General features: G+C 63.9%; 20 protein-coding genes. 11 read left to right on the top strand and 9 right to left on the bottom strand.

Features of this window, described 5'->3' with window-relative positions; all coding sequences use genetic code 11:
* Positions 1–14 precede the first annotated feature (14 nt).
* The 4 genes from ACN2XU_RS07625 (at position 15) to murD (ending at position 5,625) form a co-directional block, all read left to right on the top strand.
* Positions 15–1,496 carry a UDP-N-acetylmuramoyl-L-alanyl-D-glutamate--2,6-diaminopimelate ligase gene (locus ACN2XU_RS07625; protein ID WP_419409823.1) on the top strand — a complete coding sequence of 494 codons (1,482 nt, stop codon included), beginning with the start codon at positions 15–17 and terminating at the stop codon, positions 1,494–1,496.
* On the top strand, positions 1,493–2,929 hold the full coding sequence (locus ACN2XU_RS07630; protein ID WP_419409824.1) for a UDP-N-acetylmuramoyl-tripeptide--D-alanyl-D-alanine ligase: 1,437 nt from the start codon (positions 1,493–1,495) through the stop codon (positions 2,927–2,929). Before ACN2XU_RS07625 ends, ACN2XU_RS07630 begins: the two co-directional genes overlap by 4 nt.
* A gap of 11 nt (positions 2,930–2,940) precedes the next feature.
* The gene (gene mraY, locus ACN2XU_RS07635) at positions 2,941–4,023 is read left to right on the top strand and encodes a phospho-N-acetylmuramoyl-pentapeptide-transferase (RefSeq protein WP_419409825.1); all 1,083 of its coding nucleotides are present in this window, start codon (positions 2,941–2,943) and stop codon (positions 4,021–4,023) included.
* A gap of 204 nt (positions 4,024–4,227) precedes the next feature.
* Entirely contained in the window at positions 4,228–5,625 is a 1,398-nt protein-coding gene (gene murD / locus ACN2XU_RS07640; protein WP_419409826.1) for a UDP-N-acetylmuramoyl-L-alanine--D-glutamate ligase, read from the top strand.
* Positions 5,626–5,663: 38 nt separating this feature from the next.
* Here the strand turns inward: murD and ACN2XU_RS07645 are convergent, their stop codons facing one another.
* Both ACN2XU_RS07645 and ACN2XU_RS07650 read right to left on the bottom strand, forming a co-directional pair.
* Positions 5,664–8,237, bottom strand: a complete 2,574-nt coding sequence (locus ACN2XU_RS07645; RefSeq protein WP_419409827.1) for a putative PEP-binding protein — start codon at positions 8,235–8,237, stop codon at positions 5,664–5,666.
* Positions 8,238–8,355: 118 nt separating this feature from the next.
* Complete coding sequence (locus ACN2XU_RS07650) at positions 8,356–10,071, bottom strand: trypsin-like peptidase domain-containing protein (protein WP_419409828.1); 1,716 nt, start codon at positions 10,069–10,071, stop codon at positions 8,356–8,358.
* A gap of 305 nt (positions 10,072–10,376) precedes the next feature.
* Here ACN2XU_RS07650 and ACN2XU_RS07655 point away from each other — a divergent pair, with 305 nt between their 5' ends.
* The 4 genes from ACN2XU_RS07655 (at position 10,377) to glyS (ending at position 15,283) form a co-directional block, all read left to right on the top strand.
* Positions 10,377–11,306, top strand: a complete 930-nt coding sequence (locus ACN2XU_RS07655) for a glycine--tRNA ligase subunit alpha (protein WP_419409829.1) — start codon at positions 10,377–10,379, stop codon at positions 11,304–11,306.
* Positions 11,303–11,821: a DUF6446 family protein gene (locus ACN2XU_RS07660; RefSeq protein WP_419409830.1), complete on the top strand. Its 519-nt coding sequence runs from the start codon at positions 11,303–11,305 to the stop codon at positions 11,819–11,821. The genes ACN2XU_RS07655 and ACN2XU_RS07660 overlap by 4 nt, the downstream gene beginning before the upstream one ends.
* An 87-nt stretch (positions 11,822–11,908) precedes the next feature.
* Positions 11,909–12,769 carry a DUF1206 domain-containing protein gene (locus ACN2XU_RS07665; RefSeq protein WP_419409831.1) on the top strand — a complete coding sequence of 287 codons (861 nt, stop codon included), beginning with the start codon at positions 11,909–11,911 and terminating at the stop codon, positions 12,767–12,769.
* A 90-nt stretch (positions 12,770–12,859) separates the two neighbouring features.
* Positions 12,860–15,283: a glycine--tRNA ligase subunit beta gene (gene glyS, locus ACN2XU_RS07670; RefSeq protein WP_419409832.1), complete on the top strand. Its 2,424-nt coding sequence runs from the start codon at positions 12,860–12,862 to the stop codon at positions 15,281–15,283.
* Between the two features lie 33 nt (positions 15,284–15,316).
* Here glyS and ACN2XU_RS07675 read toward each other — a convergent pair whose 3' ends face one another.
* The 4 genes from ACN2XU_RS07675 to ilvC form a co-directional block, all read right to left on the bottom strand.
* Complete coding sequence (locus ACN2XU_RS07675) at positions 15,317–16,225, bottom strand: DMT family transporter (RefSeq protein ID WP_419409833.1); 909 nt, start codon at positions 16,223–16,225, stop codon at positions 15,317–15,319.
* 42 nt (positions 16,226–16,267) lie between these two features.
* A complete protein-coding gene (locus tag ACN2XU_RS07680; RefSeq protein ID WP_419409834.1) occupies positions 16,268–16,915 on the bottom strand; it encodes a hypothetical protein in 648 nt (215 codons plus the stop codon).
* 126 nt (positions 16,916–17,041) lie between these two features.
* A complete protein-coding gene (locus tag ACN2XU_RS07685) occupies positions 17,042–17,641 on the bottom strand; it encodes a GNAT family N-acetyltransferase (RefSeq protein WP_419409835.1) in 600 nt (199 codons plus the stop codon).
* Positions 17,642–17,714: 73 nt separating this feature from the next.
* On the bottom strand, positions 17,715–18,737 hold the full coding sequence (ilvC, locus tag ACN2XU_RS07690) for a ketol-acid reductoisomerase (RefSeq protein WP_419409836.1): 1,023 nt from the start codon (positions 18,735–18,737) through the stop codon (positions 17,715–17,717).
* A 147-nt stretch (positions 18,738–18,884) separates the two neighbouring features.
* On the opposite strand from ilvC, the gene ACN2XU_RS07695 reads away from it, so the two are divergent.
* Positions 18,885–19,340, top strand: coding sequence for an Lrp/AsnC family transcriptional regulator (locus ACN2XU_RS07695; protein WP_419409837.1), 456 nt, complete (start codon positions 18,885–18,887; stop codon positions 19,338–19,340).
* Positions 19,337–19,792: an Lrp/AsnC family transcriptional regulator gene (locus ACN2XU_RS07700; RefSeq protein ID WP_419409838.1), complete on the top strand. Its 456-nt coding sequence runs from the start codon at positions 19,337–19,339 to the stop codon at positions 19,790–19,792. Before ACN2XU_RS07695 ends, ACN2XU_RS07700 begins: the two co-directional genes overlap by 4 nt.
* A gap of 9 nt (positions 19,793–19,801) precedes the next feature.
* Here the strand turns inward: ACN2XU_RS07700 and ACN2XU_RS07705 are convergent, their stop codons facing one another.
* Positions 19,802–20,569, bottom strand: a complete 768-nt coding sequence (locus tag ACN2XU_RS07705; protein ID WP_419409839.1) for a hypothetical protein — start codon at positions 20,567–20,569, stop codon at positions 19,802–19,804.
* 148 nt (positions 20,570–20,717) lie between these two features.
* Here ACN2XU_RS07705 and ACN2XU_RS07710 point away from each other — a divergent pair, with 148 nt between their 5' ends.
* Positions 20,718–21,845 (top strand): aminotransferase class V-fold PLP-dependent enzyme, encoded by a 1,128-nt coding sequence (locus ACN2XU_RS07710; RefSeq protein ID WP_419409840.1) that lies wholly within the window; start codon positions 20,718–20,720, stop codon positions 21,843–21,845.
* An 18-nt stretch (positions 21,846–21,863) separates the two neighbouring features.
* Here the strand turns inward: ACN2XU_RS07710 and ACN2XU_RS07715 are convergent, their stop codons facing one another.
* Together ACN2XU_RS07715 and ACN2XU_RS07720 are read right to left on the bottom strand one after the other, a co-directional pair.
* The gene (locus ACN2XU_RS07715; RefSeq protein WP_419409841.1) at positions 21,864–23,054 is read right to left on the bottom strand and encodes a UbiH/UbiF family hydroxylase; all 1,191 of its coding nucleotides are present in this window, start codon (positions 23,052–23,054) and stop codon (positions 21,864–21,866) included.
* A 56-nt stretch (positions 23,055–23,110) separates the two neighbouring features.
* On the bottom strand, positions 23,111–23,320 hold the full coding sequence (locus ACN2XU_RS07720) for a hypothetical protein (RefSeq protein ID WP_419409842.1): 210 nt from the start codon (positions 23,318–23,320) through the stop codon (positions 23,111–23,113).
* Positions 23,321–23,412: the final 92 nt, after the last annotated feature.

The raw sequence follows: 23,412 nt of genomic DNA on the forward strand, positions 1-23,412 counted from the left end.
GTCAGGGGGCGGATATGGGCGTTGAGGCCAAAAGTCTTGCACAGCTGGGGCTGACGGCCCGGGGCGGGCGCGAAGCGCGGATCACCGGTCTTGCGGTCGACAGCCGCGAGGTGCGGGCAGGGACGTTGTTTGCTGCCATGCCCGGCACGCGGGTGCACGGCGCGACCTTCGTCGAGACCGCTCTGGCGCAGGGCGCGACAGCAATCCTGACCGACAAGGAGGGCGCCGAGATCGCAGAAGCGGCGTTGGCAGGCTCGGACGCGGCGCTGATCATCGCGGGCGATCCACGGCAGGCGCTGGCCTATACGGCGGCGCTCTGGTTCGGCGGACAGCCCGATGTCATGACGGCGGTGACTGGCACCAACGGCAAGACCTCGGTCGCCACTTTCACGCGGATGATCTGGCAAGGGCTTGGCCTGCGGGCGGTCAATGTCGGGACCACCGGCGTCGAGGGCGACTGGCAGGCTCCGCTCAAGCACACCACGCCGGAGCCGATCACCCTGCACCGGATGCTGGCGGGCGCGCAGGAGGCGGGCGTGGAGTATGCCGCGATGGAGGCATCCAGCCACGGGCTTGAGCAGCGGCGGCTTGACGGGGTGACCCTGCGCGCGGCCGGCTTTACCAATTTCACGCAGGATCATCTGGACTATCACAACAGCTTCGAGGCCTACTTCGATGCCAAGGCGGGGCTGTTCGCCCGTGTTCTGCCCGAGGATGGCACGGCGGTTATCAACATCGACGATCCACACGGCGTAGACATGCTGGCCATTGCGCGGGCGCGCGGTCAGCAGGTCATCACCGTGGGCCGTGAGGCCGCCGATCTGTGTCTTGAAGGCCAGCGCTTTGATGCGACGGGTCAGGAAATCCGACTGTCCTTCAATGGCATGGTTCGTCAGGCGCGGCTGAACCTGATTGGCGGGTTCCAGGCGGAAAACGTGCTTCTGGCGGCGGGTCTGGTGATTGCCTGCGGGGCGGATCCGTCCGATGTGTTCGACACGCTGCCGAGCCTCGGAACGGTGCGCGGGCGGATGCAGCTTGCGGCGACCCGCGACAATGGCGCGGCGGTTTTCGTGGACTACGCGCATACGCCGGACGCCGTGGCGACGGCAATTCAGGCGCTTCGCCCGCATGTGATGGGCAAGCTGGTCGCCATCGTTGGCGCTGGCGGCGACAGGGATACATCCAAGCGGCCCCTGATGGGGCAGGCTGCGGCAAAGAACGCCGATCTGGTGATCGTGACGGACGACAATCCGCGCAGTGAAGATCCGGCGCTGATCCGTGCGGCGGTCAAGGCCGGCGCGCCCGAGGCGCTGGAATTTGGCGACCGTGCCGAGGCGATCCTGCGCGGCGTGGACGCCATCGGTCCGGGCGACGCGCTGCTGGTGCTCGGCAAGGGCCACGAAAGCGGGCAGACCGTGGGCGACACGGTTTATCCCTTTGACGATGCGGAACAGGCAAGTGTCGCGGTTGCGGCGCTGGACGGGAGGGGCTCGTGACGCTCTGGACTTCTGATGAGGCCGAAGCGGCCACGGGCGGCAAGGCGCTTGCCCCCTTTGCCGTGGACGGCGTGTCGATCGACACCCGGACCATCGCTCCGGGTGATCTTTTCGTGGCGCTGACGGCGGCCCGCGATGGCCATGACTTTGTGGCGCAGGCCCTGGAAAAGGGCGCGGGGGCGGCATTGGTCAGCCGCATTCCCGAGGGCGTCGCCGAGGATGCGCCGCTCTTGCTTGTCGAGGATGTCCAGGCCGCGCTGGAGGCTCTCGGAGAGGCGTCGCGGGCGCGGTTCGAAGGGCGCGTGGTCGCGGTCACCGGCTCTGTCGGCAAGACCTCCACCAAGGAGATGCTGCGCACGGTTCTGGGAACAATGGGCACGGTTCACGCCGCCGAGAAGAGTTACAACAATCACTGGGGTGTGCCGCTGACGCTGGCGCGGATGCCGCGCGACGCCGATTTTGCGGTGATCGAGATCGGCATGAACCACCCCGGCGAGATTTCTCCGCTGGCCTGCTTTGCCCGCCCGCATGTGGCGATGATCACGATTGTCGCGCCCGCGCACCTTGAAGCTTTCGAAAGCCTTGAAGGCATCGCCGGGGAGAAGGCGGCGATCTTCGACGGGCTGGAGGAGGGCGGCACCGCCGTTCTCAACGGTGATCTGACTGTCAGTGACATCCTGCGCGAGGCCGCCCGTGCGCACGCGGCGCATGTCTATGAATTCGGAGAGAAATCCGGCAACACGCACCGCGTGGCCGATGTCACTCTGCGCGATACCGTGACCGTGGCCCATGGCCAGATCGGCGCGCATGGGGTGCTGTACAAGGTGATGGTGCCGGGGCGGCATTTCGCGCTGAACGCCATGGGGGTGCTGGCGGTGGTCGATGCGCTGGAGCTGGACCGGGCGGAGGCCGTGATGGCGCTGGCGCAATGGAACCCCGGCGCGGGGCGCGGCGCGCGCGAGCGGATCGTCCTCGATATCGCGCGGCCCGAGTTCTCGCTCGAACTGATCGACGATGCGTATAACGCCAATCCCGCCTCGCTTGGGGCGGCGCTGGAGGTGCTGGCGGCGGCAGTGCCGGTGGACGAAGTTGGCCGGGTTGGCACAGGCCGCCGCATCGCCATCCTCGGAGACATGAAGGAACTGGGGCAGAGCGAAGCCGCACTGCATGCCGCCATTGCGGATCTGCCTGCGATGGCCGGAATCGCGCGCGTGCACTGCATCGGTCCGCTCATGCGGCACCTGTGGGAGGCATTGCCCGAGGAAAAACGCGGCCGATGGGAGCCCGACGCTGGGTCCATGGTGGAGGGTTTGGGCCACGGGCTTGATGCGGGCGACGTTGTGCTGGTAAAGGGCTCGCTTTCGATGGGGCTGGCCCGCGTGGTTGACGCAATCCGCAAAATGGGCCAAGGCCCAGCGAACCTAGAGACGTAAGGACGACGGAAATGCTCTACTGGCTGACGGAACTGAGCGACGGGGGAGATTTCTTCAATCTTTTCCGCTATATCACCTTCCGTGCGGGCGGCGCTTTCCTGACGGCGCTGATCTTCGGGTTCATTTTCGGCCTGCCGCTCATCAACGTTCTGCGCAAACGGCAGGGCAAGGGCCAGCCGATCCGGACGGACGGGCCGGAGGGGCATTTCATCAAGGCGGGCACGCCGACCATGGGCGGTCTGCTGATCATCGGGGCGCTGACGACATCGACGCTCCTTTGGGCGCGCCTGGACAATCCGTTCGTCTGGATGGTGCTGTTTGTGACGGTGGCCTATGCCGCCATTGGTTTCGCCGATGACTATGCCAAGGTCTCGAAGCAGAACACCGCGGGCGTGTCCGGTAAGGTGCGGCTTTTGCTGGGTTTTTTGATTGCGGGCCTTGCCGGGTTCTGGGCTGCGCAGTTCCACCCGGCGGAGTTGACCTATCAACTGGCGCTGCCGATTTTCAAGGATACGCTGATCAACCTCGGCTATCTGTTTGTGCCCTTCGCAATCATCGTCATCGTCGGATCGGCCAATGCGGTAAACCTGACCGATGGGCTTGACGGTCTGGCGATCATGCCGGTGATGATCGCGACCTCGACGCTGGGCGTGATTGCCTATGCGGTGGGGCGCGTCGACTTTACCGAATATCTTGACGTGCACTATGTGCCGGGCACGGGGGAGATCCTTGTCTTTGCTGCCGGTGTTGTCGGCGGTGGGCTTGGCTTTTTGTGGTACAATGCCCCGCCGGCGGCGGTCTTCATGGGCGATACCGGCTCTCTGGCGCTTGGCGGCGCGCTTGGCGCGATTGCCGTGGCGACCAAGCACGAGCTTGTCCTGGCCATTGTTGGCGGTCTGTTCGTGGTTGAGGCCCTGAGCGTGATCATCCAGGTGCTCTACTTCAAGCGCACCGGAAAACGCGTATTCCTGATGGCACCGATCCACCACCACTACGAGAAAAAAGGCTGGGCCGAGCCGCAGATCGTGATCCGGTTCTGGATCATCTCTCTGATCCTCGCCATTGTGGGCCTCGCCACGCTGAAGGTGCGCTGAGCGGGTGTGATCTGGCGGTGCGCCTTCGGCGCGCTGGTTGTCTCGTCCTTTCGCCTCCGGCGACGTCCTCGGGCGGGCGCGCTGCGCGATCGGAGCGGCGGGGACGGACGGGCCGCTTGTGGCGGCGTTGCATTTGAGTATTTTGCCAGGAAGACGTGGGGTGGGCCGTGAGAGCCGCCCCGCCTGGCCATGGGGAAATCGGACATGATTCCAGTCGTTGGATTTGAAGGCCACACAGTGGCGGTTCTGGGCCTTGGGCGCTCGGGGCTGTCGGCGGCGCGCGCGCTGCGCGAGGGCGGCGCAGAGGTGATGGTCTGGGACGACAATCCGGCGGCGCGGGCGCGGGCCGAGGAAGAGGGGTTCGAGGCGCGAGAGATGACACGCCCGGCCGCCTTTGCGGATCTGGCCACGTTGATTGTCTCGCCGGGCATTCCGCATCTTTACCCCGCGCCGAACCCGGTGATTGCCGCCGCGATGGAAGCCGGTGTGCCGGTGGATAACGACATCGGTCTGTTCTTCCGGTCAATGGGGCACGGGTGGGAGGCCTTCGATCGCATGCCCAAGGTCATCGCGGTGACCGGCTCCAACGGCAAATCCACCACCTCTGCGCTGATCCATCACCTCCTGCACGCGGCGGGGCGTGACAGCCAATTGGCGGGCAACATCGGGCGCGGCGTGCTGGACATCGATCCACTTGAAGACGGCAGTGTCGTTGTTCTGGAATTATCGAGCTATCAGACCGATCTGGCGCGGGCGCTGACGCCGGATGTTGCAGTGCTTACCAATCTCAGCCCGGACCATCTTGACCGGCATGCCGGACTTGGCGGGTATTTCGCGGCCAAGCGGCGGTTGTTTTCCGAAGGCGGGCCGGATCGCGCGGTGATCGGGGTCGATGAGCCGGAGGGCCGGTATCTGGCGAACCAGATGGCGGAAGGACCGGGGGATGATCGCGTGATCCGCATCTCGTCGGGTCAGAAGCTGAGCGGCCCGGGCTGGCAGGTTTTTGCGCGCAAGGGATTCCTGACGGAATGGCGCAAGGGGCGTCAGGTGGCATCCATCGACCTGCGCGGGATCGGCGGCCTGCCGGGGGCGCACAACCATCAAAATGCCTGCGCGGCCTATGCGGCGTGTCGGGCACTTGGCCTCGGCCCGCGCGAAATCGAGGCCGGTTTGCACAGTTTCAAGGGCTTGCCGCATCGCAGCCAGACCATCGCCGAGGCGGGCGGGGTGCGCTATGTCAACGACAGCAAGGCGACCAATGTGGACAGCGCGCTCAAGGCGCTGCTGGCGTTCGGCAACATCCGCTGGATCTGCGGTGGGTTGATGAAGGAGGGGGGGCTGGCGGCGCTGGCGCCCGGTCTGCCGCATGTGACCAAGGCTTACGTGATCGGCCGGGAGGCGGAGACCTTTGCGCTGGGGCTTCCCGGGGTGGAGGCGGAAATTTGCACAACCATGGAGCGGGCCGTGGCGCAAGCTGTGGCCGAGGCTGAGGAAGGGGACGTGGTGCTGCTTGCGCCCGCCGCGGCCAGCTTTGATCAATACGACAACTTCGAAAAGCGCGGTGAGGACTTCGCCGCTCAGGTGGAGGCCTGTCTGGGCTGATCACAGGCCGGATACGGCCGCCTGATGGCAGGACGCGCTCAGACGTTCTCGCCCAGGCGGTCGCGGATGGCGAGCTGTGCCGCCGCGAGGCGCGCGACGGGCACCCGGAAGGGCGAGCAGCTGACATAGTTCATGCCGAGGGCGCGGCAGAACTGGATCGATTCGGGATTGCCGCCGTGCTCGCCGCAGATCGAGACGGTCAGATCGCGCCGCGCCTGGCGTCCCCGCTCGACCCCGATGGCGACAAGCTCGCCGACGCCTTCGATGTCGAGCACGTGGAAGGGGTCCTCGGGAAACACGCCCTGCTGGACATAGGCCGACATGAAACGTCCGGCGTCGTCGCGTGAGAGGCCATAGGCCATCTGGGTCAGGTCGTTGGTTCCAAAGGACAGGAAATTGGCGTGCTGCGCGATTTCGTCGGCGCGCAGACAGGCACGGGGCGTTTCGGCCATCACGCCGAGGCGATAATCGAAATCCGCGTCGCGTTCAGCACGGACACTGGCGGCGACGGCGTCGATCCTGGCCCGCAGGATTTCCACCTCGCGCTTGGCAGAGACCAGCGGCAGCATGATTTCCGGCACAACCGGCGCGCCGTCGCGGCTGGCGTCGAGCGTCGCCTCGAAGATGGCGCGGGCTTGCATATCGTAGATTTCCGGCACCGTGATCCCAAGCCGGACACCGCGCATGCCGAGCATGGGGTTGTATTCGCCCATGGCCTCGACCCGGCGGGTCACGTCCGAGACCGGAAGATCCAGCGCTTCGGCCAGATCGCGCAGACCGGCGCGGCTGGTGGGCAGAAATTCATGCAGCGGCGGGTCGAACAGGCGGATGCAGACGGGCAGTCCCTCCATGATGCGAAAAAGCTCGGTGAAATCGGTGCGCTGCATGGGCAGCAGCACGGCGAGCGCAGCCTCGCGATCCTTGGGGCTGTCGGCGAAAATCATTTCGCGCATGGACGTCAGGCGATCTTCTTCGAAGAACATGTGTTCGGTGCGGCACAGGCCGATGCCCTGCGCGGCGAAATTGCGGGCAGTGGCGGCGTCGGCGGGGGTGTCGGCGTTGGCGCGCACGCCGATGTCGCGGGCCTCGTCAGCCCATCCCATGAGCGTCTGGAAGCTGTCATCGAGCACCGGCTCGATCATGCGCGGCGCACCGGCGAGGATCTGGCCCCGGGTGCCGTCGATGGTGATCACGTCGCCCTCGCGGAAGGTGCGGCCATCCTCCGCAACCAGGATCTTGCGCTTGAGCCCGAATTTCATGCGGGCGGCGCCAACGACGCAGGGCAGGCCAAGCCCGCGTCCGATGACGGCGGCGTGGCTGGTCATGCCGCCGCGTTCGGTCAGCACGGCAACGGCGGCATGCATGCCGCGAATGTCTTCCGGGGCGGTTTCGCGGCGGACAAGAATGCAGGCCTCGTCGCGCGCGGCGCTGGCCTGCGCTTCGGCGGCGGAAAACACGATCTTTCCGGTGGCGGCCCCGGGCGAGGCGGCGATGCCCTGTCCGATGACATCGCGCCGCGCGTCCGGGGCGACTTGCCGGTGCAGCAGCTCGGAGAGTGAGTGCGGATCGACGCGCATCAGCGCCTCCTGCGGCGGGATGATGCCATCCTCGGCAAGCCGGACCGCGATACGCACGGCGGCGCGGGGCGAGCGGTCGACACGCACCCCGTCGAGAATGTGCAGCCGGCCGTTTTCGAGCGTGAATTCGATCTGCATTTCCGCCCGCAGTTTGCGGCGCATCAGCTCGGCATGGGCCTTGAGCGCCTCAAAGGCTTCCGGCGCAAGCTCTTCGAGCGACGGGCCACGGGGATCGCGGGTCAGGTACAGGCTTTGGCAGCCGCGCTCCAGCGCCTCGCGGCCCTGGCTCTGGCTCAGGTAACGCCCGGTGATCTGGCGCAGGCCAGTGACACTGTCGACAAGCTGCAGCACACCGGAGCCGCATTCGCCCTGACCGACGCCAAGCGCCATTTGTTGCACAACGAGGCCGAGCCCCGCATCCGTGGGCGCGCCGCGAGCCTGCCGCAACAGCCGCGCGGTCGTGCCCTCCCAGGCGCGGGCCATGGAGCGGAGCACTTCGCGCAGCTGCGTTGCGGGGTCCTGGGGAAAGGGTTCTTCGGCCTCTTCTTCATAGGCGGCGAGGGCGGCGGAGAGGCCTTCGTGCCCGGCCTCTTCGATATCGTCGAACATGTCGGGGTCGAGCCGCGCAACATGGATCGCATAGCCCTGCACAAAACGCAGGTAGAGCAGAGCGGCAGCCTCCGCCCCGATGCGGTCCGAGAGTTCCACAAAGCGCGCGTCGTTCATGCCGATGTTGAGCATGGCGCCGGGGCCGCCCCAATCGGGGTCCTCGGACGAGGGGCGCACACAGAGCAGCGCACCGTTCGGGAAGCTGTCCACCAGGGCCTCGACATCGGGCAAATTACCCGCAGCGATGCCATGCACCGCGTCGAAAGACAGCGCCACGGTGTGCGGAACCGGCAATTCGAGCCGGACAAGCCGCTGCAGACACTTCGCCCGGCCCCCGTGGCTGCTTGAGGCCATGGGAGAAGTGGACGTTATTACAGTCACATCGCGGCTGTCTTCGGCCGGTTTCTGCGGTGCGGCGTGGGTCATGATTGTCACAATAACTTTGCGCGGCGTTCGCGCAAGTTGGAATAACGTCGCGACCGCACACAAAAAGAGCGGCCCCGTGGGACCGCTCCTTGGAAATTTGCCGGTGGTGGTTCGGTGCTTACCAGCAGCTCACCAGCACGGTCATGTCCCTGCCAAGCGCCGTCAGGTCCTCGGGTTCCATGGGGCTGGAGGTGCCGCGGGCGATCGGTTGAATGCCCTGCGCGCGCAGGAATTCGAGGATTTGCACCGGTTTGGTGGCGAAACTCACACCTTCCGGCAGGCGGCGGGTGCCGTCCTCTTCGCGCGGAAGCAGCATGCCGACGACCGTGCCGCCGGTATCAAAAACCGGCCCGCCCGCATCGCCGGGCATGGAGGCCAGTGCGAGGCGCTTGAGCTGCTGCTCTCCGCCCAGCCCCTGCAGATCCTCCAGCGTGCCGAAGGTCAGCGAGGGCGCGCCGAGAACACCGCCGAAGGAATAGCCGGAAACGGCAACCTCCGATTGCAGGCGCGGGGCGTCCACGTTGAACTGAGCCACCTTGCGCGGGGCGAGGGTGCTTGTGGGGCGCAGGACGGCAACGCCAAGGGCAGCATCGGAAGCCACGACCTCCGCGTCATAGGCCCCTTCGAGCGTCACACGCTCGCAATTGGCCACCGTGTCGGCGCTGGTCAGGACCGCGCCGCGCGTGTCGATGAAGAAACCGGAGGCAGAGCCTTTGGGCTTTCGCACCTTGAGGCCGGAGACCAGATCGACCGACTGCCCCTGATCGGTGACCGTGGCGGGATCGAGCACGCCGCCCGTCCGCTCGAAGCTGGCTTTCATCAGGCCAAGCACGCGCTCGCGGCGGTCCTCGTCGCCCGCCGGCCAGATCAGTGTGAACCCTTTCAGCGCGCCATTGCTCAGGCCGACTTCGGTGTGGCTGTGGATGCGGTCGTTCTGACCGGTCAGCACGAATCCGTCGCTTTCACGCGCGCGCGTACCCTCCAGAGGTACGATTTCGAGCGTCTGCATGATCTCGTAGAGGCCGTTCATGGTCTGCCGGTCGCCCGGTTGCGAGATCAGCAGCACCTGGGCGCCAAGATCGCCGCGTGATTTGAACAGGGCAAACGGAGCCTCGTAGCGGTCGAATTCCACCACGCCCATCGGCAGTTCCATGGTGATGCCGGTGCGGGCGTCCGCAACGCGGGCCATGCCCATTCCTTCGAGAATGGCGTAATACTGGCCAAGGAGCTGTGCGCGCTGGCGCGTGGTCAGAACGCCGGTGGCCTCAAGGCCGTTGGCGCTTTGCCATGCGGCCATGGCCCGGCGCGTGCCGGCGCCGAAGGCTCCGTCGATTCGGGCGTTGTAGACCCCGGCCCACCGCAGCGCGATCTGAAGCTCGTCGCGTTCCGCGCGGGTCAGGCTGCGTTCGGAGGCGCGGGCCTCGCGGACGGTTTCCTCCGGCTCTGGCGCTGGCTCGGGCGCGACCTGGGGTGCGGGGTCCGGCGCAGCGGTGTCGGCTTGTGCAATCACGGGCGCTTCGGGCACCGGGGCGGTGGCTGCCGGATCGGATTCGGGCTGAACCACATCGCTCTGTCCGACCTGCGCGCCAACCGGCCAGAACTGCTGACCATAGGAGCTTTCGGTTTCAAGGTAGGAATCGGGCGGGATCGCACCGGCACGTCGCAACTCACCGAGGCGGGCCTCCGCATCGGCGCGGGAGAACGGGCCAAGCGCCACGCCATACCACCCGCCGCCAAGTGCGAATCCGTTTACGTCCTGAAATTCTTCGGAAAAATTCCGGATGCTTTGTTGGGCACCGTTCAGACTGGTGCGCGCCTCGACCTGGATATACACTCTGTCTTCTTGGGCAAATGCAGCGCCTGCGGCGATGCTCGCTGCCGCAAGGGCCGCAAAAATACTTGTTTTCATTACTGATTGGACCTCTGGGTCGACTGTTCCATGTCTCGTGGTGCAATCCTGTTTAACAGATGCCCCGTGGCGCGCACGTCAAAATATCCTTACCTTTTCAATTCCGGGTGATCTCTTGTACACCCGCTACACTTTGGTGCTGCGCCGGAACGTCCCGGCACGCGCCATTCGGGTTGATATTCGCCCCTGCTGTGCCTAATCAGGCGTCAATCAGGATCGGGAAGGACGTCATGGCCGAGACCAGCCTCAAACCGCGCAGTTTCCAGGAAATCATCCTGCGGCTTCAGACATACTGGGCCGCGAAGGGCTGCGCCGTGCTGCAGCCCTATGACATGGAAGTGGGCGCGGGCACCTTCCACCCGGCCACGACGCTGCGCGCGCTCGGCTCGAAGGCCTGGGCCGCAGCCTATGTCCAGCCCTCTCGCCGTCCCACTGATGGCCGCTATGGCGAAAATCCCAACCGGCTGCAGCACTATTATCAGTATCAGGTGCTGATCAAACCGTCGCCGCCCGATCTTCAGGCGCTGTATCTTGGCTCGCTTGAGGCCATCGGCATCGACCTCGGCCTGCACGACGTGCGCTTTGTCGAGGACGATTGGGAGAGCCCGACCTTGGGGGCATGGGGCCTTGGCTGGGAGGTCTGGTGTGACGGGATGGAAGTCTCGCAATTCACCTATTTCCAGCAGGTTGGCGGACATGATTGCCACCCGGTTTCGGGCGAGCTGACCTATGGTCTGGAACGTCTGGCGATGTATGTGCTCGGCGTCGATCACGTGATGGAGATGCCGTTCAACGACCCGAGCGCGCCGATCCCGCTGAGCTATGGTGACGTGTTCCGCCAGACGGAAGAGGAATACTCGCGCCATAACTTCGACGTGGCCAACACCGACAAGCTGTTCAAGGACTTCGAAAACGCCGAAGCCGAGTGCGCGTCCATCCTCGCGCAGGAGCACATCGACCAGAAAACTGACAAGCGCATCATCATGGCGCATCCGGCCTATGACCAATGCATCAAGGCCAGCCATATCTTCAACCTGCTCGACGCCCGCGGCGTCATCTCCGTGACCGAACGGCAGGCCTACATCGGCCGCGTCCGGGCGTTGGCCAAGCAATGCGCCGATGCCTTTGTGCTGACGGACGCCGGGGGGAACGCCGCGTGATCGGGAAAATCATGGCGGGGGCCATCGTGATCAGTGCATTGGCCTTTGGCGCGGTGGTCTATTACGCGCAGGTTTACCAGTATTATGAGCCGGTCGAGGCCAATGGCACAACCGATGTTCTGCTGACCAACCTCGTCACCGGTGAGCCGGAGCCGATCCTCTACGACAGCTTCACAGCCATCGACGCGGACAGCTCTCCGATCCGGTATCGCGCCTGCTTCACCACCACGATGTCGTTGCCGATGATGACCGAAACCTATGAACCCTACGAAGGGGCCGAGCCCCGGCTCGCGCCGGACTGGTTCGAGTGTTTTGACGCCGCGATGATTGGCGAACAGATCGACGCGGGCAGCGCGCTGGTCTTTGCCGGGCAGCGCAACATCGAGTTCGGGATCGACCGCGTCGTCGCCATTACCGACGATGGGCGCGGCTATGTCTGGCAGGAAATCAACGAATGCGGTGACAAGGCCTATGACGGCACGCCGCTGGGCGACGATTGCCCCGAGCGCGACTGACGCAGGCTCTGCGCCGCTCTTGATGCGCCCTGTGTCGGGAACAAAACAGGAGGTTCGCGCGCTCTCTCTTCAACCGAGGAGACAATCATGCCCGACAAAGCCCCCGCCTGGGTCGTTCCCGTCATGCGTGCCGGGTACTTTGCCCGCGCCGCCGTTTACACCGTGGTGGGCGCGCTTGCCGTCACGGCTGCGATCAAAGGCGGCGCGGCGCAGGGGACCACCGATGCCCTGGCGGACCTGAAGTCCGAACCCTGGGGCACGCCATTGCTCTTTGCCGTGGGTCTGGGATTGTTTGCCTATACACTCTGGCGTCTTGTCGATGCCTGGATGGACCTTGAGGATTATGGCCACGATGCGAAGGGCATTCTGGCTCGCGCCGGTCTGACAATCACCGGTTTGATCCATGCCGGGATCGGAGTATCCGTGATCAGTCTCGCTTTGGGGCAGGGCGGCTCCGGTGGCGGCGGTACACAGAGCGCCGTGCAACGCATCATGGAACTGCCTTATGGGAAGTGGGTTGTGGCCGGGGTCGGGCTCGTGACGATCGGCGCCGGGATTTACTACGCCTACAAAGGCATCGCCGAGAAATACAAAGAGCACATCCGTGTCACCAGGACCACGCGTCGCCTTGATCCGGTGCTGAAATTCGGCTGCATTGCAGAGGGGGCGGTGATCGGGATCATCGGCATTCTGATCGTCTTTGCCGGGCTCACTGCCAACGCCTCCGAAGCGGGCGGCCTCGGGCAGGCTTTGGGCGAAATCCGGCAGGTCGCCTACGGCAGAATTTTGCTGGCGGTTGTTGGTCTGGGCCTCGTGGCCTTCGCGGTCGAGAACGTCATCGAAGGCGTGTATCGCGTCATTCCGCGCCGCGCCGGACCGGACGTGATGACCATGGCGCGCCGGGCAAAGCTCGAAGCGGAAGGCAAGCTCGACGAGGCGTTGGCCTAACCGCTTGCCCCTCGGGGCGCTGCCCGGTAATCACCAAGGCAAATCCATCCCAGCCCGTGCTCCGGCGCGGGCGCTTCTGCCGGTGAACCCATGCCCGACCTTCTGATCGAACTCTTTTCCGAAGAAATCCCGGCCCGCATGCAGGGCAAGGCCGGTGATGACCTGAAAAAGATGGTGACCGATGGCCTCGTCGAGGCCGGTCTGACCTATTCCGGGGCCGCCGCCTTCAGCACGCCGCGCCGTCTTGCTCTGACCATCGAGGGGCTGACCGCTGAAAGCCCGACGCTGACCGAGGAGCGCCGTGGCCCGAAAGTCGGCGCGCCGGAAAAGGCGCTGGAAGGGTTCATGCGCGGGGCCGGGGTCGCGCGCGAGGATCTCGAAGAACGCGAGGAAAAGAAGGGCAGCTTCTATTACGCAAAGGTCACAACGCCGGGCCGCAAGGCCGATGCCATCGTGGCCGAGGTTCTGGAGAAGGCGATCCGCACCTTCCCGTGGCCGAAGTCCATGCGTTGGGGGCGGGGCAGTCTGCGCTGGGTGCGTCCGCTGCACCGTATTGTGTGTATTCTGACCGATGAGGCCGGGGCCGAGGTTGTTCCGCTCGACATTGATGGCATCCTGTCCGGGCAAACCACCGAAGGCCACCGTTTCATGGGCAACGGCGCCTTCGATGTGTCGTCTTTCGAGGATTACGAGGCCAAACTGAAGCGAGCCAAGGTCATGCTGAACCCCGCAGAGCGGGCCGATGCCATCTGGCAGGAGGCCACATCGCAGGCCTTTGCCCAAGGGCTGGAGGTGGTCGAGGACGCCGGGCTGCTGCGCGAGGTGGCCGGGCTGGTCGAATGGCCCGTTGTGCTGGTGGGGGCGATTGGCGAGGACTTCCTCGGCCTGCCGCCGGAGGTGCTGCAAACCTCGATGAAGGAACATCAGAAGTTCTTTTCCGTGAAGAACCCCAAGACAGGCCGCATCGAGAAATTCGTGACCGTCGCCAATATCGAAACCGCCGACCATGGCGCGACGATCTTGGCGGGCAACCAAAAGGTGCTCGCCGCGCGTCTGTCGGATGCGAAGTTTTTCTGGGAGAACGATCTGCGCGTGGCGACGGGCGCGGGGCTGACGGCCTGGACGGACCGGCTGTCGAACGTGACCTTCCACAACAAACTCGGGAGCCAGAAGGAGCGCATCGATCGTATCGCCGCCTTGGCCCGGGAAATCGCGCCGCTGATCGGCGCGGATGCAGATCGCGCCGGGCAGGCGGCAGAGGTGGCAAAGGCCGACCTCTCGTCTGAAATGGTCTTTGAATTCCCCGAATTGCAGGGGCTCATGGGGCGGTATTACGCCGAGGCCGCAGGGCTGCCGGCGGACGTCGCAGCGGCTGCTCAAGAGCATTATTCGCCGCTCGGCCCGTCCGATGATGTGCCCACCGCGCCGACCTCCGTCGCCGTGGCGCTGGCCGACAAACTCGATACGCTAACCGGCTTTTGGGCCATCGACGAAAAGCCGACCGGCTCGAAAGACCCGTTTGCGCTGCGCCGCGCGGCCTTGGGTGTCATTCGGTTGATTGTGGGGAATGGGCTGCGGGTTGGCCTGCACAAAATCCTTCTGCAACAAATAGTCCAGACTACAGCGCTCAGATTGGACCGGTATGATGTTTACAACGCGATTGGTTACCAACTTGCAGACGACATAATTGACTCAAGGGATAAAGTCGAAAGGGCAGAGCTTGCCGAAAAGATCGCCGACAATTTGGCCGCAGTCACACGTACTATCGATGAATGCCTCGATATTTTCGATAATCAAGAGATGCTCGCCCCTGTGGAAGCTCTGATGGAGTGTGTCCGCTTTTTGCTTTGGGAACCAGGCGAAGAAAACGAAAGCCTGATTGATTGGGTTGTTCGCTTTGACGCAGCAGAAGAGGAAAAAAACAATAATTTCTCTGACAACTCTTTGAAGCTTTTTACCGCCTTCAAGCGCCACCTTAACGATATCGCCGCCGACCTCCTCTCCTTCATCCACGACCGACTGAAAGTCTTCCTGCGCGACCAAGGCATCCGCCACGACGTCATCGACGCCTGCCTTGCCATGCCGAACGCAGACGATCTGACGCTGCTGGTGAAACGCGCTCAGGCGTTGCAGGCCATGGTCGGCTCCGAGGAGGGCACGAACCTCGTGCAGGGCTTCAAGCGGGCGAACAACATCCTGTCTCAGGCAGAAAGCGCCGATGGCGTTGAATATTCCTTTGGGGCGGACATCAAGTTCGCCGAGGAAGACGCGGAAAAGGCGCTGTTTTCCGCGCTGGAGGCGGCAGATGAGACAATCAAGCCCGCGATGGCCGAGGAAGATTTCGCATCGGCAATGGAAGCCATGGCAGGTCTGCGCGTGCCCATTGATGCCTTTTTCGAGGCGGTGCAGGTCAATTCGGAGAACCAGATCGTCCGCCGCAATCGCCTGAACCTGCTCGGCACGATCCGCAAGACCTGCCTGCAGGTGGCGGATCTGACGAAACTGGACGGCTGAGACACTCAGATGGCGCGGCGGAAAAGGTCGCGCCTACCGTCCGAACAGGCGTCTGAGCGCGCCCCACTGGCTCACGAACACTCCGGCGAGGATCAGCACCAGCGCGATGAGCAGGCTCGGGCGCAGCGGCTCGCCGAGCAGCAAGACCCCGAGGCACACCGACCACAGCGGCACCTGATAATTCGTCAGGCTCATGAACACCGGCCCGGCGCTGCGGATCACCAGCACCCGTAACAGGTTGGCCCCGGCGGTGGGCAGAAGCCCCAGAATCGCCACCACAAGCAGCGTTTGCTGATCGGGCAGGGGGGGCGGACCTTCCTGCAGCCAGGCCAGTGGAATGACAAAGGCGCTGCCGATGATCAGGGGCACGGCGGCGAGGCCGAAACTGTCCACCGGTGGCATCCGCCGCATCGTGACCGAGCTGACGGCATAGCAGCCCGCCGCAGCGAGACAGGCCAGCCGGCCAAGCGGCTCCAGCGCCTCTCCACTTTGCGCCAGCGCTTCGGGGCCGATCAGAATGGCCACCCCGGCAAAGCCGACCAGGAAGCCGATCAACCGGCGCAGGGTCATGCGCTCTCCCGGTACGAAAAAATGCGCAAGCGGCAGCACCATCAACGCCACGGCGGCCATCGACACACCGGCGAAACCGGAGGTCACATACTGTAACCCCCATGACAGCAGCACGAAGGGAACGGCGGTGGACAGGACCCCCACAACGATCAACGCGCCCCAGGCTTTTTCCTGTGAGAGAAAGAGTTTGCCGCCAAGCATGCGCCAGATCACGACGGTCAGCAGCATGGCAAAGCCGATGCGCCCGGCGGCGAGCCAGAGCGGCGTGATGCCACGGAGGGCAATCTCCATGAACAGGAATGTCGCGCCCCAGACGAAGCCAAGCGCCAATACCATGGCCCAGCTGCGGGGTGTAATGTCAGGTGTCTGCATGGAGGCGGCGTAGACCGGATTGCCGCCCCCGGCAAGAGGCTGTCAGCCTGCCGGATTGCGCCTGCGCCGCAGCGTCGCGGCCCCGGCGCCAAGGGCACCAAGCAGGAGCAGCCCGCCAGCGGGAATGGGGACAGCGGCCATCGGCGATTCCATGGTGAAAACCCGGACGTAATCGCCCGGACTGCTGGCCGTGAAATCGAAATCCAGCCGAAACGGATTGCTGGCGTTGATCGTAACGCTGTCGCCGCCTTCAAGCCCGCGTAGCGAGGGATTCTCATAGGTTACGGAGTTGTTGATCAGGAAATCGGAGTTATTGAGATTGGTCGTGGAGGTGGCAATCCCGTAAATCTCGGCATCAAAGAGGACATAGCCGACGGCGCTCGTGGTGTTCAGCGGATCAAAGAGCACGTAATGGCTTGCCACAATCTGGCCGGTTGTCGGAGAGGTGCCGACGTTGACGGAAATCGGCGAGGGAATCGTAATGTTCTGATCCTCATTGAAGGCGTACACGTTGAAATCGTTGAAGTTGTCGTTGCCGACCGAAATGCCGGACAGGCTGCTGCCTGTCAGTTCGATGAAACTGCCGCCATTCGTGAGCGCGCCGCCTCCAGTAAGCGCGCCGCCGACAACGACCGCCGGGGATTGGCTGGCCATGCAGATGGCCGCAGCGATGAGGGAAATGCGGAACATGAAATGGACCTCCGGGAAAACTGATGAAAGTCCGGGAACTATACACGCAAATGGCGAAAAGTCCATTTTGACCACGTTGCGCCCTTTGGCGCGAGACGGATTTCGAAGGGTCAGAGGGTCAGAGGGTCAGAGGGTCAGGACGCTCAGGGCGAAGGCGATGAGAACAGGGACCGCCCCAAGCAGCCAGAACCAGCGCAGGAGAGGCCTGGGCAGGACCTTTCCCCTGCGCGGTCTAACCAGGATGTGAAAGCCGTGGCCATCATCCTTGAGGCCGTGGTTCTTCCATTCAAGAAACCCGGCCCGGCGGAAGGCTCCGAGGGACGCAGTATTCCAATCGGCGATCGTTGCGGCGAGATAGCCCCACCCGGCATCTTCCTGGTTGCGGATGGCCTCAGCCAGAAGGCTCGGCGCAATGCCTTTGCCACGGTGACGTTCGTGCACCCAGATGTCGTTTACGAAGGCCAGGGCGCTGCCCGGCTTTGGTGCGCTGATGAGCATGTACCCGATGAGACGGGCATTCAGAAACGCGGCAAAGACGCGGTGCTGTCCGTACCGATTCAAGCCCTGGCACAGAAACGCTTGCAGATCCGACCCTTCAAAGGTCTTTTCCTGTCCCGGACGGTGCGCGCGGTGCAGCTCGAAGGTGGTTTCGGCCGCGCTGAAAATCTGGTCCGCGTGTTCGGGTCCGGCAGGGCGGATCTCTGGCGTCGGGGGCGTTCGGGACATCATGGTTTCGGGTATCTGCAAAAAAGGGCGGCGCCTTGACGCGCCGCCCCGAACCCTGACCCTTTGGTCGGGATCAGTTCTTGGACTTGTCGACCATCTTGCCAGCGGAGATCCACGGCATCATGCCGCGCAGAGTCTCGCCGGTGGCTTCGATCTGATGCTCGTCGTTGATGCGGCGGGTCGCCTTGAAAGACGGCTGGCCGACGGCGTTTTCGAGCATGAAATCACGCACGAACTTGCCGGATTGAATGTCGGTCAGAACCGCCTTCATCCGTGCCTTGGTCTCTTCGTAGGGCAGGATGCGCGGGCCGGAGACGTATTCGCCATACTCGGCCGTGTTGGAGATCGAGTAGTTCATGTTGGCGATGCCGCCTTCGTAGATCAGGTCCACGATCAGCTTCACTTCGTGCAGGCACTCGAAATACGCCATTTCCGGAGCATAGCCCGCTTCGACCAGCGTCTCGAAGCCCATGCGGATCAGCTCGACAAGACCGCCGCAGAGAACCGCCTGTTCACCGAAGAGGTCGGTTTCACACTCTTCGCGGAAGTTGGTTTCGATGATCCCGGACCGGCCACCGCCGATGGCGGCACAGTAGGACAGGCCGATCTCCAGCGCCTTGCCGGTGGCGTCGTTGTTCACGGCCACGAGGCAGGGCACGCCGCCGCCCTTGGTGTATTCGCCGCGCACGGTGTGGCCCGGACCTTTGGGCGCCATCATGATGACGTCGACACCCGGCTTCGGCTCGATCAGGCCGAAGTGCACGTTCAGACCATGGGCGAAGGCAATGGCGGAGCCTTCCTTCAGGTGGTCATGCACGTACTTTTTGTAGGTCTCTGCCTGCAGTTCGTCGGGCATGGTGAACATGATCACGTCGCACCAGGCGGCGGCTTCGGAGATGCCCATGACCTGAAGGCCTTCGGCTTCGCATTTCTTGGCCGAGGCAGAGCCTTCGCGCAGGGCGACGGCAACATTCTTGGCACCGCTGTCGCGCAGGTTCAGCGCATGGGCGTGGCCCTGGGAGCCGTAGCCGAGAATGGCGACTTTCTTGTCCTTGATGAGGTTCACATCACAGTCACGGTCATAGTAAACGCGCATGGGTTTGGTCCTTCCTTCAACGTCTCTTTGGTGTTGTTGATTGACGCGCACTCTACGCGCCGGAGCGCGAGAGTGTTTGCGTTTCGATTGAGTATTTGAGAAAGAGAAGAAGAACAATTCGTCAAATCGGTCTTTCCCGGTGTTTTCATGCTTGATGATACGGATCGGCGCATACTGCGCTATTACCAGTCCGCGCCTGAGTCTGCTGCGTCCGATCTGGCGGAGCGCGCAGGGGTCACCGCCTCGACGCTGGCGCGGCGGCTCGACAGGTTGCGCGACAAGGGGGTGTTGCGCGGTGTGCGCGGGGTCATCCATTGGCCCGCGCTCGGCTATGAGGTGGAAGTCAGCCTGCGTGTCACGCTGGACAAGACGCAGCCGCGCGCCTTTGACGAATTTCTTGGCGCGGCGCGCGAGGTGCCGGAGGTGCTTGAGATCCAGACCTTTCTTGGGCAGGTGGACGTGCGGCTCTCGGTCATTGCCCGTGACATGGCGCATTACCAACGGCTTTACCGTGAGCGTCTTCTGACCCTGCCGCATATCGCGGATATCGAAGCGTTGATGCACGTGGCGCAATTGAAAGCACAAGAAAGTCTGCCGCTGTGATCGTGCTTGACGAGATCGACCGCGCCCTGGTGCGCGCGTTGTCGCAGGACATGACGGCCAGTGCCGGGGCGCTCGGGCGGGCGCATGGTCTGTCGCAACCGGCGTGCTGGCGGCGGATCAAGCGGCTGCGCGAGGCGGGGGTGTTCCGGACCGCGCGACTTGACGTGGACGCGGCGGCGCTCGGGTTTGGTGTCACTGTGTTTCTCGGGGTGAAGCTGGCCGCGAAGGGCCGGGTCAGCCTTGAGGATTTCGAACGGGCGGTGACGGCGATCCCGGAGGTGCAAACGGTGGAGCATGTCCTTGGCGCTTATGACTACCGGCTGCGGGTGGTGGCGCGGGACATTTCGGATTTCGAACGCGTTCTGCGGCGGCGGATCATGACTTTGCCGGGGGTTGGCAATCTGGATGCCAATGTCTTGCTGAGCGAAGAGCGTCTGGCCGGTCCGCTGTAGGAGCGGCGCTCAGCCGGGGAAGATCGCGGCCATTTCCCGCTCGAACCGCGCCCAGCTCATCGTTGCCTTGTTTCCGGCATAGCCGCTGTAGTGCGATTTACCGGTCGAGTTCGGCAGTCCGGCCCAGATCTTTGCGATATTGTTCATGAAATCCCGGCGTGACAGTTTTCCGGCCATCAGGCTTTGCAAACCGGCCTCCAGAAGCAGTTGATCGGCAAGCCGGTCCTGCACTGCCGGGGAAAAACGCGTGTTCGGATCGACGCCCAGCTTGTTCACAAGGCGGCGCAGGGTGGCGGGGATGAACTGGTAGCGACCGATGGCATGATGCTGTCCCGGGGTCGCCTTGATCCAGGTGTAGATTTCCTGGATCGTCATGGCGGTCGGGCGCCGGGGCGTCTTGATCTTCGCGGCATAGACCACCGCGTCATAGCCCATGGGTCCGGCTTCCGCGCGCGCGATCAGATGGCGCAGACGCTCGACCTGTGTGCCGCCGACCATGGGCGCGGCGAACCGTGCCGGGGTGAGGCCACGCGGGACCGGATCGTCGGCGCGATCCGGCAGGGGCGCAAAGAAACTGTTGCCGGACTGCCCGACAAACAGGCTGGCCGCGCGGGTGTTACCCGCGTCCGGGTCGGGCCGTTGTAACGCGACAAGCGGCCTGCCGCCGCCACCGTGCAGGAACACGCCAACCGGTTCGGCGCGCAAAGCGCCGGACTGGCCAAAACCCATCATTATACAAAGCAAGCCGGTCAGGACCGCAGGGTGCGTCAGAGGCATTCTGCCCTCTTTGTCATATCATCCGATGCGGACTGTCGCCTATTCAGGTTGAGATTTCCTTGCGGATTGACGTTTTTGGCGATTTCAGGCTGTCGTGGCACTCTGTGCTGCGTTACGCCTTTTGACAGAACAACAAGGAGGAAGCGCCATGGGTGCTTTGCTTGAGACGGTCGATCCGGATGGAATGGACGAATTTTCGGTGGTTTTCACCGACCGCTCGCTCAACCACATGTCAGCGACGTTCCAGCAGGTCATGCGGGATATCTCGGCGATGCTGCGCGACGTTTATCATGCCTCGGGCGTGGCGCTGGTGCCCGGTGGGGGCACCTTTGCCATGGAGGCGGTCGCGCGACAGTTTGCGCGCGGTCAGGATGTTCTGGTGGTGCGCAACGGCTGGTTTTCCTATCGCTGGAGCCAGATCATCGAATCCGCCGATCTGACGCAATCGGCAACGGTCATGAAGGCACGCCAGACCGGCAACGCCAAGGACGCGCCCTTTGCGCCTGCACCGATCGAGGAGGTTGAAGCCAAGATCGCGGAGCTGCGTCCCGCTGTCGTCTTTGCCCCGCACGTAGAGACCTCCGCAGGGGTGATCCTACCGGACGATTACATCACCCGGATGGCGGCGGCGGCCCATGAGGTCGGCGCATTGATGGTGCTCGATTGTATTGCCTCGGGCTGTATCTGGGTGGATATGGTGGCGACCGGCGTCGATGTGCTGATCTCCGCGCCGCAGAAGGGCTGGTCTTCGACGCCCTGCGCGGGTCTTGTCATGCTGTCGGAGCGCGGTATGGCGCGGCTCGAAGAAACGCAGAGCGACAGTTTCGCGGTCGATCTCAAGAAGTGGCAGCAGATCATGGCGGCCTATGAAAATGGTGGCCACGCCTATCACGCGACCATGCCCACGGATGGTCTGAAGATGTTTCGCGACACAATGGCAGAGACGCGGGATTACGGGTTTTCGCGGCTCAAGAGCGCGCAATGGGCGCTCGGCGATGCCGTCCGGACGATGCTCGCGGCCAAGGGCGTGAAATCCGTCGCCGCCGAGGGCTTTGGCGCGCCGGGGGTTGTGGTCAGCTACACCAGCGATCCGGAAATCCAGTCGGGCCGGGCCTTTGCCGCGCATGACATGCAGATCGCCGCGGGCGTGCCGCTGCAGTGCGATGAGCCTGAGGGCTTCTCGACCTTCCGGCTTGGGCTGTTTGGTCTCGACAAGCTATATGATGTTGACGGCACCGTGGCGCGGCTCAAACGCGTGGTGGATCGGGTCATCTGAGATCGGGCAGGGCGGTGGTCAACCCGCCCCCAGACCCAGCTGCATCAAGGTCTTGCGCACGGGTTTGAGCGTGTACAGCGCATCGAGCGCCTTCGCTCGCGCGTCGCGCAGCGCCGGGGCCGATATCATGGACGTCTTGTTGAGCAAGGTGATCCCGGCCACACGGGCGCGGATGTCCGGCATCCGCCTGCGCTCGAAGGCATCGAGCATTGCCGCATCCCCAAGCCGCTCCGGTGCCGCATTGGCGAGCTCCAGCAGAACCGTCATATCCCTCAGCGACATGTTCAGCCCCTGCGCGCCAATCGGCGGCACCACATGCGCGGCCTCCGCAACGAGGGCCAGACGCTGACCGCTCAGGCGTTCGGCCTCTTGCGCGATGATCGGCCAGAGCGTGCGGCGAGACGCCAGCGTCAGCGGGCCCAGCAAATGGCAGGAGCGTTCCGACATCTCCGCCTCGAACCGGGTGTCATCCAGAGCAAAGAGCCGCTCCGCCTTCGGCCCTTCCTCCATCCAGACAATCGCAGAGCAGGGCCGTCCGTCCCTGTCGGGCAGCGGGACCAGCGTGAACGGTCCGCCGGTGCGGTGGATTTCCGTCGAAACATTGCCATGCGGGATTGGATGGGTCACCGCGAAAGCCAGCGCTTTTTGGCCAAACCGTGTGGTCTTCACGCCGATGCCCGCTGCCTGCCGCATTGGCGAATTGCGTCCGTCCGCGGCGATCACAAGCCTGCACCGGACGCGTGTTCCGTCCGACAGGCCAACCCGTGCTTCGCCTTCGCGGGTGAACAGGCTGGTGGTGGCGGTCCCGGGGCGGAAGGTGACGCGCTCCAGCTTCTGAAGATCGGTCACCATTTCCCGGCGGAGCAGCCAGTTCGGCAGGTTCCAGCCAAAAGGCTCGTCTGAAATATCCTGCGATTCAAAGTCCTTGATGACCCGAGGCTCCGGAGTCTCGCCGCCGGCGTCGACAATCCGCATGACCTCCAGCGGCGTCGCAAAGGGCGCAAGACCCGGCCAGAGACCGGCTTCCCGCAAGAACATGCGCGCAGGCTGCAGAAAAGCGGTGGTGCGCAGGTCCGCGCCCTCGGTCTTTGCATCGGTGACTGGCGGCGCGGGATCGACGCAAAGCACATCAAACCCTGCATGGGCAAAGGCCGCCGCCGCAGTCAGGCCCGCGATGCCGCCACCCGAAATGACAATGTCATGATCCATGGTCCGTACTCCTTGGTGGAGGATTTAGGCCGGGGCAGCGGAAAAGACCATGCGGCTTACTTGCCAACGGTGATCAGGATCAGCACGGCATAGACAATCGGCACCATGGTCAGCGCGGACATTGCCAGCCCCGGCAGGCCGAACAGGGCCGTGATCGCACCGACGACCACAACGAAGAGCGCCACAAACAGCAGGACCATCCATTCGCCGGAATCAAACCCGGTGGTCTTGGCGGCGGATGTGCGGGACGTCTCGGTGATCGACATGGGTTGGCTCCTGCAAGGGTGATTTCAGGAGACACATATGGTGCACGGTGCGCCGTAACAGGCACAAAATGTCGCATTTCAGCGGTATGTTT

Source organism: Pacificoceanicola niger, assembly GCF_048553275.1.
Classification (GTDB): Bacteria; Pseudomonadota; Alphaproteobacteria; order Rhodobacterales; family Rhodobacteraceae; genus Pacificoceanicola.